A 10,286-nucleotide genomic window follows, 5' to 3' on the forward strand; every position below is an offset into this window, starting at 1 on the left:
CCCTCATTCTCCCGAAGCGCTGGTGACTTTTCCGAAGATCGCATCGAGCCGTTCGAGCAATTCGGCCGGTAGAGGCGGTGCCAGGATCGATGCGATGTTCTCCTCGAGATGCGCCGCGTCGCCCGTCCCGGTCAGAACGACATGCGCGCCGGGCTCGTGGCGGCAAAAGCGATAGGCCGCCTCGACCTGCGATTTCACATCAGGTGTAGCACGGAGGAAATCGAGCGGGTCCGCCGAGTTGACAGATGCTGAATCGATCTCGCCCCGTCCGATGAGTTCCGCCACCGCTTCTGCGGCATTGGCCACCGAGTTCAGGCCGCGCCGAACAGCGAACATGATCAGCGTGCCGACATCGTGGGCCATGGTCAGCGGGAAGAGCGTCTCGCGCGCGCCGGGGTTGAGCATGTTGAATCCGGCCATGACGACGTCGAAATCACCCGTCGGCACCGCCTGTTGCAGCATGTCGTGGGAGGTGTCGACACGGAAGGCTTCGGTGATGCCGATGAAGCGGATCTTGCCCGATTCCTGATGGCGGCGCAGTTCGGGCAGGATGACCTCGCGGGCATAGGGTAGCTGCGCCGAGGAGACGCCGTGCAAGTGGAATAGGTCGACGTAGTCCGTGCCAAGCTTGCGCAGGCTTTCTTCGAGGCTGGCGGTGAACTCGTCAGGCGTCAAGTTCTCCGGATCGGTCTGCGACAGGCTCTTGCCGACCCACGACTTGGTCGAGATGAACAGGCTGCTTCGGTCGTGCCCGGCAATGCCAAGGCCGACCGCCTCTTCCGTCCCGTAGGTATGCGCGGTGTCGATGAAAGTCACACCGAGGTCGATGGCCCGGCGCACGATCTCTGCGGCCTGCGCACTACTCGCCCCGCGCGCCATGCCGAGCCGGCTGTGCCCGCCACAGCCGAGACCGACGACAGAAACCTGCGCATCGGTTCGGCCAAGGCGGACGGTCTGCATCGGCTAGCGCGTCACTCCACCAGCATCAGCGCATCGAGCGCAGCAACGCCTTCACCCTTAGGATGGATGATGACCGGGTTGAGGTCGATCTCTCGGATGCGGGGGTTGCCCGTCATGACGCGGCCGATCTGCACGATAAGCTCCGCCAGGGCATCGACGTCAAGCGCCGGTGCCCCGCGCCAGCCCTTGAGGATCGGTGCCTGCTTGAGTTCGAGCAACCCGGCCTTGACCTGCTCGACACCAAGGTCGGGGGTGAACAGCTTCACATCCTTGAGGATCTCCGCGGTCACGCCGCCGAAGCCAGCGAGCACGACGGGCCCCCATTCGGGATCGGACTTGGCACCGACGATCATCTCGGTGCCCATCTTGCCCATCTTTTCGATCAGCACACCGTCGAGCTGGATGCTGGCGTCGTAGTTCGCGACATTGGCGTACATCGTGCCGAACGCGGCGCGCACGTCGTCGGCGGTCTTGAGGTTGAGGATCACCCCGCCCGCATCGGACTTGTGGCCGAGCGCGGCCGCTTGCGCCTTCATGACCACCGGGAAACCGATCGCTTCGGCAGCGGCGGCAGCCTCGTCGGCAGTCGCGGCGAACTGGCTTTCCGGGAACGCGATGCCGAGCGGCTTGAGCAGGGCCTTGGCCTTGTATTCGGGCACCACGCCGGCGACCGTGTCCAGCCCGTCGATGACCAGCGGCGCACCCGACCGGTCGGTCAGGTCGCGCTTGGCGAGATCGGCGAGGCGGGCGATCGCGCGATAGGCGCGCTCGGTGCTCGGGAACCACGGAATGCCGACTTCGTGCAGGCCCTCGATATATTCCTTGGGCACCCGCGCGCCCTCGTCGACGCCTGCAAAGACCAGCGGCTTGGGGAAGGTTCCGCTCTCGAGCACCTTGATGATCGCGGGGAACTTGATCTTGCTGGTGATCGGGTCCGACTGGATGATCGAGGCAACGACCGAACCGACCCGCTCGTCCTCGAGCAGCGCGGTCAACACCTTGGTGTAGATTTCCGGCTCCGACAGGCCGAGCGCAGTGATGTCGGTCGGGTTCGAGACGGGGACGAAATCGGGCAGGATGGCGCGAAGCTCGGGGCTGTTGTCGTCATCCATGTGCAGCAGGTCGAGGCCGATGTCCTCGGCGATGTCAAAGGCGAGGCCGCGCAGTGCGCCGCTCTCGCCCAGAACGACCATGTGGGCCCCGGGCAGCGCCTTGCAGCGCAGGGCGATCTCGGTGATGTCGGCCAGTTCCTCGAGCGTGTCGGCGAAGATCACGCCTTCGCGGCCGAGCTTGGCCTTCATCAGCTGGTAGTCGCCGGCCATCGCCCCGGTGTGCGTGGCTGCCGATTCCTGCGCCTTGTTGGACTTGCCCGGGTGCAGCATGACGATGGGCTTGCCGGCTGCTCGAGCACGGCGGGCCGCGGCAATGAAAGCCTTCGGGCGGCGCAGGCTTTCGACGTACATGGCGATGACGTGGGTGTCTTCGTCGTCGACCAGCCATTCGACGTAGTCCTCGACACCGGAGGCGGCCTCGTTGCCCGTCGATATCGAGCTTGAGACGTAGAGCCCGCGCGGATGCAGCGCGGTCGCCAGCACCGCGGCGAGAGCGCCCGACTGGCTGGCAATGCCGACAGCGCGCGTGCCCTTGGGCGGCGTCTGCATGTTGGTCTCGACGAAAGTCAGCGGGACGCGGGCGATGTAGTTGGTGCAGCCGAGGCAATTCGGGCCTTCGATGACCACGCCGTGCTCGGCGGCAATGCGCCCGAGTTCCAACTGGTCCTTCATGCCCTCCTCGCCGGCTTCGGAGAAACCTGCCGAGTAGATCACGACCGCTCCGCAGCCCTTGGCGGCGAGGCCGCGTACGGTGTCGATCACGAAAAGCCGCGGAATGGCGAGGACGGCGCAGTCGATGCCTTCAGGCAGGTCCTCGACCGAGTGATAGACCTTGAGACCCTGCAACTCGTCGCGCTTGGGGTTGACCGGATAGATGTCGCCGTCGAACTCGTACTGCACGAGGTTGTTGAGCAGTGTTGCGCCGAGCGCGCCGTGGCGGTCCGAAGCGCCGATCACGGCGACCGACTTCGGCCGCAGCAGCCGGTCGATCTGTTCGTTGGTGAAGCGCCGATCGCCCATTCGTTCATCTCCCGCGAAACGCCCCGGCAGGCAGGCCGGGGCGCCGAATTTCACTGTCCCTAGGATGTGGGCGGGGCGCGGACAAGCCGCGCCCCGTATCCGATCAGTCGGCCTTGACCTTGGTCTTGTCGAACACCCCGAGGCCCGGCTTGAAGGTCTTCTCGTCGAGGAACTGCTTGGTCGCTTCCTTGCGCGCGGCCAGGCCCCCGAACTGGTTGAGCGCTTCCTGCGCGCGGATCAGGTAGTCCTCGGCGTTGTCGTAGGTCATCTCGCGCACGCGGCGCACGGCCCACTTTGTGGCGCGCAGCGCCTGGCTGTCCTTCTTCTTGAGGACGTCGGCGACCTGCTGGACGCGCGCCTTGAGCTTGTCGGCCGGGAGCGATTCATTGACCATGCCCTTGGCCGCGGCTTCCGGACCGGTCAGGTTCTCGCCCATCATCGCGTGGTACATGGCGTCGCGGAAACCCATCAGCTCGGCCGCGACCTTGGAGGCGCCGCCGCCGGGCAGGATCGCCCAGTTGATTTCCGAAAGGCCGAACTGCGCATCGTCCGAGCAGTAGGCGAGGTCGCAGGCGAACAGCGGGCCGTAGGCGCCGCCGAAGCACCAGCCGTTGATCATGCCGATCGTCGGCTTCTCGTACCAGCGCAGGCGCTCCCACCACGAATAGGCTTCGCGCTGGTTGGAGCGGATGGCATGCAGGCCTTCTTCCTCGGCAAGTCGGAAGTATTCGAGCAGGTCCATCCCCGCCGACCACGCACTGCCCTCGCCCGTCAGGACGAGCACCTGCACGTCGTCGCGGAACTCCAGCTCCTCGAGGACCTTGAGCATCTGCCGGTTGAGCTTGGGGCTCATGCAATTGCGCTTGTCGGGGCGGTTGAAATAGACCCACGCCACGCCGTCGACGATGTCGAACTTGACGGTTTCTTCCTGCGGACGGGGATCGGGTTGGCTCGGCATCGCCATGGTAGTCTCTCCAATTTCCGCGAATCGCATGGGGCGCTTCGCAATTGCTATTGCCCATAACCATCACCTTTGTTATCGGCAATAGCAATTCGATGGACGACCCGCTGATCCGCTTCCCGGGCTATGCCCTGCGCCGCGCCGCCAACGCCACGGCGGCGGAGCTTGCCGCGCGCCTCGCGCCGCTCGAACTGCGCCAGTCCGATGCCTCGCTGCTGATGCTCATCGCGGTCAATCCCGGTGTCACGGCGAGCGCGGTAGGCCGTTCGCTAGACATTCAGCGCGCCAACATGGTCCCGCTGCTCAAGCGGCTCGAGGATGCCGGGCTGATCGAGCGCGAGGCGATCGACGGCAAGAGCCAGGGGCTGAGCCTGACGCCCGAGGGGCTGAGGCGGCTCGACGCGGCGCGGCGCGAGATCGAGGCCTTCGAGGCCGAACTGCTCGAACGCGTGCCCGAGGAACATCGTCGCCACCTGCTCCCCGCGCTCAACGCCATCTGGCGCTGAGGCGCGCGCTTCTCTAGGCTCCCCGCCGAGCGAGAGGAGCAGCGAATGAGCGAACATGCCGTCCACCCAGTCCCCCAGTGGTGGGCCGAGAATGCCCTGATCGGCGCCGACGAATACGCGGTGAAGTACCGCGCCTCGATCGCCGACCCGGACGACTTCTGGCGCGGCGAGGCGCAGAGAGTCACGTGGATGAAGCGCTTCAATTCGGTCAAGAACACCTCGTTCGACGCCGAAGACTTCCGCATTCGCTGGTTCGAGGACGGAACGCTTAACCTCGCCGCCAATTGCCTCGACCGCCACCTTCCCGCCAAGGCGAACGACACCGCGATCCTGTGGGAGCCGGACGATCCGGCCAGGCCGGGTCGCACGCTGACCTACGGCGAACTCCACGAACAGGTCTGCCAGTTCGCCAACGCCCTGCGCGCCGACGGCGTAAAGAAGGGCGACCGCGTCACGATCTACCTGCCGATGGTGCCCGAGGCGGCCGTCGCCATGCTCGCCTGCGCCCGGATCGGCGCGGTGCATTCGATCGTCTTCGCCGGGTTCAGCCCCGACGCGCTCGCCGGGCGCATTTCCGACTGCGAGAGCGACATTGTGCTAACCGCCGACGAAGGGCTGCGCGGCGGCAAGGCCGTGCCGCTCAAGGCCAACGTCGACGCTGCGCTTGAGAAGGTCGGCGTGCGCCGCGTGGTCATGCTGCGCCATACCGGCAAGGACGTGCCCATTGTCGAGGGCCGCGACGTCGACTGGGCCGACTACGCCGCCGGCCAGCCCGCCGAATGCGAGCCCGAGGAAATGAACGCCGAAGACCCGCTCTTCATCCTCTACACCAGCGGCAGCACCGGCAAGCCCAAGGGCGTGCTGCACACCACCGGCGGCTATGCCGTGTGGGTTTCGATGACCCACGAGTACACCTTCGATTACCGCGCCGGAGAGGTCTACTGGTGCGCCGCCGACATCGGCTGGGTCACCGGGCACAGCTACGTCGTCTACGGACCGCTGATGAACGGGGCGATCACGCTGATGTTCGAAGGCGTGCCCAACTACCCCGACTTCAGCCGCTTCTGGCAGGTCGTCGACAAGTACGACGTCGCCACCTTCTACGCCGCCCCCACCGCCCTGCGGGCCCTGATGCGCGAGGGCGACGAATGGGTGAAGAAAACCAGTCGCAAGAGCCTCCGCCTGCTCGGCTCGGTCGGCGAGCCGATCAACCCCGAGGCGTGGGACTGGTACTACAACGTCGTCGGCGACGCGCGCTGCCCGATCGTCGATACCTGGTGGCAGACCGAGACCGGCGGCCACATGATCACCCCCTTGCCCGGCGCCCACGCGCTCAAGCCCGGCAGCGCCAGCTTCCCGATGTTCGGCGTCCAGCCCGCGCTGGTCGACCCGGCCGACGGCCACATCTTGGACGGCGCAAACGAGGGCGCGCTGGTCATCCTCGACTCCTGGCCCGGCCAGATGCGCACCGTCTACGGCGATCACAACCGCTTCATCCAGACCTACTTCAGCCAGTACCCCGGCAAGTACTTCACCGGCGACGGCTGTCGCCGCGACGCCGACGGCTACTACTGGATCACCGGCCGGATCGACGACGTGATCAACGTCAGCGGCCACCGCATGGGCACCGCCGAAGTCGAGAGCGCGCTGGTCGACCACGACGCCGTGGCCGAGGCCGCGGTGGTCGGGATGCCGCACGACATCAAGGGCCAGGGCATCTACGCCTACGTCACCACGATGGAGGACGTCGAACCGACCGAGGCGCTGCGGAAGGAACTCGTCCAGTGGGTCCGCAAGGAAATCGGCCCCATCGCCACCCCCGACGTCATCCAGTTCGCCCCCGCCCTGCCCAAGACCCGCTCCGGCAAGATCATGCGGCGGATTTTGCGCAAGATCGCCGAGAACGACACGGGGAACCTGGGCGATACGAGCACGTTGGCGGATCCGAGTGTGGTGGAGGATTTGTTGGCAAACAGGCCCCACGTGGCGGGCTAGGTCGCGGGTTCCGTTCCGTTCATTGCATCTGCCGCCGCCTCGCATTCGGCGACAAATGCGATTTGCCACGCTTCAGGTTCGATGTCGGCTTTGCCAAGGACATTTTCCGCGTTTCTGCGCAGTTCCATCATCACACCGCGCGAATTGGCGGCGATAGCCTGCATCTCGACCAGTTCGCCAAGCGCGCGGCCCGGGGCATCCGGCGACGCGGAAAGTTCGCTGCCGACGAGCCCTTCAAAGCGCGCCTGGCTCCGGAAAAACTCGACCTGAAAGTCCGACTGCTGCCGGGCAAGGAAGTATGCCCCGTTATAGCTGTTTCGCTCCTCGGGCGACAATCCGTAGGTTACGCCCGATGCAAGGGCGGTCGTCCAGACCGCATCGGACACGGGCAATGCCGAGAATATGCGCGCCTTGCCCATCAACTCGTTCGCCCTGGCAAGGTCGCCCTTGCCGACCGCCGCGGCCAAAACAGCGAATTGCCTCTCCCGGCATTGCGTGCTGCGCTCGACCATGGCCTCGCTGGCCGTGGCCTGCCTCAAATCCAGTTCGATCACCGCGCGCGTCTCAGCCAGTTCGGACCGGGCATGATAGTCCTCGACCGCCTGGTCGAGACCGAGCGCAGTCAAAACGCCCAACGCGACCACCGTATATTCGACCGCGAACCAGCGCCAGCCATGAGCCGTTTGCGCTGGCCGCGTAGGAGCCGGCAACGCACTATCGTCTATAGGGAGGTCGGCAGGTGGCTCGCCTGCCTCGACGGTTTCACCGCCGTGCGTCTCGATGATTTCGCTTGGCGTTTCTTCACCTTTGGCCTGCTGATCTTTCCCCACGTGCTCCCCCCGGCGCCCTGTTACGTCCCATAGTCGACGACAGCGAGGACCTGCGCAAGGAAATCGGCAACATTGCCACCCCAAACGTCGACCCTGGCTGACCCGAAAGTGGTGGAGGACCCTTTGGCGAGCCGGCCGCGGGACTGATCCCAACGCCTACTTCTAGCTCGCGGGTGCCAGCATGCCGTGCATGCCGATCCAGCGGACAAAGGCATCGAACCAGCCGGTGCTGGTGGTGTCCTTCGGATACATGCCGAAACCGTGGCCGCCCCGCTCGAAGTAGTGGAATTCCACCGGGCGTTTCGCTGCGCGCCAGCTCTCGATAAGCCCGAAACCGGTGTTGCCGAACAGCGGATCGTCGACTGCGAGCGCGACGAACAAGGGTGGAGCATCGGCCGGAACCGTCACAGCACCGAGCGGTCCATAGATATCGCCAAGAAAGGCAGGCTTCGCGTCCCCTCCCGACAGCGCGGTCGTCATTGTCAGCATTGCGCCGGCCGAGAAGCCGACCATGCCGATCCGGTCGGAATCGACGTGCCACTCCTTTGCGCGCGAACGCACTAGCGCGAAGGCGGCGCGCGCGTCGGCGATCTGCGGCGCGAGGCTCGCCGCCGCCGAGTCGGGCGACGCCCGCGGTGGAGGCGCCGAACTGCTCGGCTGTGCGAACTCGGCCAGATCGCGCGGCGTCTGGTTAAGCCGGTACTTGAGCACGAACGCCGACACCCCTCGCGCGGCAAGCGCCTGAGCGACCTCGGACCCTTCGTTCTCCATCGACAAAGTGCGGAAGCCACCGCCCGGCGCGACGATCACCGCGGCCCCGGTCGCCTTGGCGGGGTCGGCGAGATACGGCGTGAGCGTCGCCACCGTAACGTTTCGGGCGAACGCGCTGCCGTACTGCCTGTGCCATGCTTCGGGTGCGGTGGCGCCCGGTAGCGGACCGGTGCCGAGCACTATGGCGTCGACCTGCGCCGGTGTGTCCATCGGTGTCATGGTATCGTTTTGCGCCACCGCCTGAGCGGGGAGCACGCCGACGGCTATCGCGATTGCGGCCAAACGGGCGAAGGTCTTCTTGCTGGTCATGGCGGGACTCCGGGCTGGGACTCGGGGTTATCGGGCTAACGACGCGGACACACCGGCGTCGGTCTGGACAACCGGCTTCATCGTGCCGTCAGGGTTGTACTCGAGGTTTTCTACGGTAACCGCTCGGCGACCTATCGCGCCGTTCTGGTCGCCGATCGTCAGTGCCGCGTTGTGCAGGAAAAGGTACCAGCGGCCCTTGAACTGCACGATGCCGGGATGGATCGTGAAGCTGTACTTGCCCGACCCGGTCAACTCGCCACGATACGTCCAGGGCCCCTGTATCGAGGGAGCCGTGGCGTAGGACACTTTCTCGTCGCGATGCTTCGAGCGGTCGAGCGAGGCATAAGTCAGGTAGTAAATGTCGCCGCGCTTGTGCAGCCACGGCCCCTCCTCGAAATTCGGCGGAGTGATCTCGGTAATCGGCCCGTCGATTTCGATCATGTTGGGCTTGAGCCGGGCGATGTAGCACTGCCGGTTGCCCCAGGCGATCCAGGTCGTGCCGTCGTCGTCGGTGAACACCGTCGGATCGATGTCCTCCCAGCTGTGGGTGCCCTTGGGAGTCATCTCGTTGACAATCAGCGCGGATCCCTTGGCGTCGACGAACGGGCCGGTCGGACTGTCGGACACGGCGACGGCAATCGCCTTACCCGGATGCGTGGCGTCGTGCTCGACGGCGGCGTAGAACCAGAACCGGCCATTCTTCTCGATCGCCTGCGAGGCCCAGGCGTCCTGCTTGGCCCACTTGAAATCGGCCACCCGCATGATCGGACCGTGATCGGTCCAGGTCTTCATGTCGGTGGTCGAATAGACGAGCCACTCGCGCATGTTGAACATCTCGTCGCGCTGTGCCTCGTCGTGCCCCGTATACAGGTACAGCGTATCGCCGACCACGAGCGGGGCGGGGTCGGCAGTGAACTTGTCGCGGACGATCGGATTGGACCCCGGCGCCGGTTCACTGGCTGCAGGCCCGGCATATGCAGTGCTGCCCGCCAGGGCAACGGCCACGATGCCGGTTCGACACCACGCGATCGCCTTTGCCAAATATGGCAGCTCTTTGGTCCGGCAACGATGGGGCAGAAGCGAGTGCATTTCGACCTTCGAAGTATGGCGGCTTCTCGCATCGTGTTATTTGTCTGACTAATTTGCAAGACGACAAACCTTGAGACCGGTTTTTCACCTGCCTGCGGTGTCACAGTTGGGCTGAGTTTGAACCGACTCCTCGTTCCGTGCCGCGCCGCTATCGACGGCTCTGCGTGCCCATTCGCTTGGCAAACCAGTTTGTTCGTTGCAAAAAACTGCCCAAGCCGGGAATATGCGGCAAGCTTCGCTTGGGAGAGGGGAAACCAGTCATGCGCAAACAGTTTCGGCTGTTCACTTACACTCGTCTCGTTCTTGCCTCGCTGCTGCTCGCCTGTGGCGCGGGCGTTTCCGCGCAGGATCACGCGGATCACGCCAACATGGCGATGGACGCGGCCGCCCCGGGCGCGATCACGCGGACCGTGAAGTGGTCGGACGCCTCGGCATGGCCTTCGGGCAAGGTGCCGGCGGCGGGCGAGGAAGTGACCATTCCGCGCGGCACCGAGGTCCTGCTCGATGTCAGCCCGCCCGAGCTGCGCAGCATTACCGTGCAGGGCAAGCTGACCTTTGCCGACGAGCGTGACCTGTCGCTCGTCACCGACTGGATCTACCTCCCCGGCGGCGAATTGCAGATCGGCACCGAGGCCAAGCCCTTCACCCACAAGGCGACCATCACTCTGACCGACAAGGTTCCGGGCGAGAACATCAACACCATGGGCGACCGCGGCATCATGATGCTGCGCGG

The 10,286-nt window shown here is 65.3% G+C and carries 9 protein-coding genes; 3 read left to right on the forward strand and 6 right to left on the reverse strand.

Going from position 1 to position 10,286, the window contains the following annotated elements:
* Positions 1-3: 3 nt before the first annotated feature.
* The 3 genes from GRI89_RS07770 to GRI89_RS07780 all read right to left on the reverse strand — a co-directional run bounded on the left by GRI89_RS07770 (position 4) and on the right by GRI89_RS07780 (position 4,056).
* Positions 4-960, reverse strand: a complete 957-nt coding sequence (locus tag GRI89_RS07770) for an aldo/keto reductase (RefSeq protein WP_159793793.1) — start codon at positions 958-960, stop codon at positions 4-6.
* An 11-nt stretch (positions 961-971) separates the two neighbouring features.
* Positions 972-3,092 carry an acetate--CoA ligase family protein gene (locus tag GRI89_RS07775; protein ID WP_159793795.1) on the reverse strand — a complete coding sequence of 707 codons (2,121 nt, stop codon included), beginning with the start codon at positions 3,090-3,092 and terminating at the stop codon, positions 972-974.
* Positions 3,093-3,195: 103 nt separating this feature from the next.
* A complete protein-coding gene (locus GRI89_RS07780) occupies positions 3,196-4,056 on the reverse strand; it encodes a p-hydroxycinnamoyl CoA hydratase/lyase (protein WP_159793797.1) in 861 nt (286 codons plus the stop codon).
* A 50-nt stretch (positions 4,057-4,106) separates the two neighbouring features.
* Here GRI89_RS07780 and GRI89_RS07785 point away from each other — a divergent pair, with 50 nt between their 5' ends.
* Positions 4,107-4,559 (forward strand): MarR family winged helix-turn-helix transcriptional regulator, encoded by a 453-nt coding sequence (locus tag GRI89_RS07785; protein WP_235912858.1) that lies wholly within the window; start codon positions 4,107-4,109, stop codon positions 4,557-4,559.
* A 45-nt stretch (positions 4,560-4,604) separates the two neighbouring features.
* Positions 4,605-6,554, forward strand: coding sequence for an acetate--CoA ligase (gene acs / locus GRI89_RS07790; RefSeq protein ID WP_159793799.1), 1,950 nt, complete (start codon positions 4,605-4,607; stop codon positions 6,552-6,554).
* Here the strand turns inward: acs and GRI89_RS07795 are convergent.
* The 3 genes from GRI89_RS07795 to GRI89_RS07805 form a co-directional block, all read right to left on the reverse strand.
* Positions 6,551-7,384, reverse strand: coding sequence for a hypothetical protein (locus GRI89_RS07795; protein ID WP_235912859.1), 834 nt, complete (start codon positions 7,382-7,384; stop codon positions 6,551-6,553). The genes acs and GRI89_RS07795 overlap by 4 nt on opposite strands.
* Before the next feature lie 162 nt (positions 7,385-7,546).
* Positions 7,547-8,464: an alpha/beta hydrolase gene (locus GRI89_RS07800; RefSeq protein ID WP_159793803.1), complete on the reverse strand. Its 918-nt coding sequence runs from the start codon at positions 8,462-8,464 to the stop codon at positions 7,547-7,549.
* Positions 8,465-8,491: 27 nt separating this feature from the next.
* On the reverse strand, positions 8,492-9,469 hold the full coding sequence (locus GRI89_RS07805) for a glycoside hydrolase family 43 protein (RefSeq protein ID WP_328598145.1): 978 nt from the start codon (positions 9,467-9,469) through the stop codon (positions 8,492-8,494).
* A 344-nt stretch (positions 9,470-9,813) separates the two neighbouring features.
* On the opposite strand from GRI89_RS07805, the gene GRI89_RS07810 reads away from it, so the two are divergent.
* Positions 9,814-10,286: G8 domain-containing protein (locus GRI89_RS07810; RefSeq protein ID WP_201290882.1), on the forward strand; the 473-nt coding region annotated here is incomplete at its 3' end.

The organism is Croceibacterium salegens, assembly GCF_009827435.1.
Lineage (GTDB): Bacteria > Pseudomonadota > Alphaproteobacteria > Sphingomonadales > Sphingomonadaceae > Croceibacterium_B > Croceibacterium_B salegens.

Coding starts and splice junctions, on each gene's coding strand:
- GRI89_RS07800 (WP_159793803.1), bottom strand. CDS start 8,464: ATGACCAGCAAGAAGACCTTCGCCCGTTTGGCCGCAATCGCGATAGCC.
- acs (WP_159793799.1), top strand. CDS start 4,605: ATGAGCGAACATGCCGTCCACCCAGTCCCCCAGTGGTGGGCCGAGAAT.
- GRI89_RS07775 (WP_159793795.1), bottom strand. CDS start 3,092: ATGGGCGATCGGCGCTTCACCAACGAACAGATCGACCGGCTGCTGCGG.
- GRI89_RS07780 (WP_159793797.1), bottom strand. CDS start 4,056: ATGGCGATGCCGAGCCAACCCGATCCCCGTCCGCAGGAAGAAACCGTC.
- GRI89_RS07770 (WP_159793793.1), bottom strand. CDS start 960: ATGCAGACCGTCCGCCTTGGCCGAACCGATGCGCAGGTTTCTGTCGTC.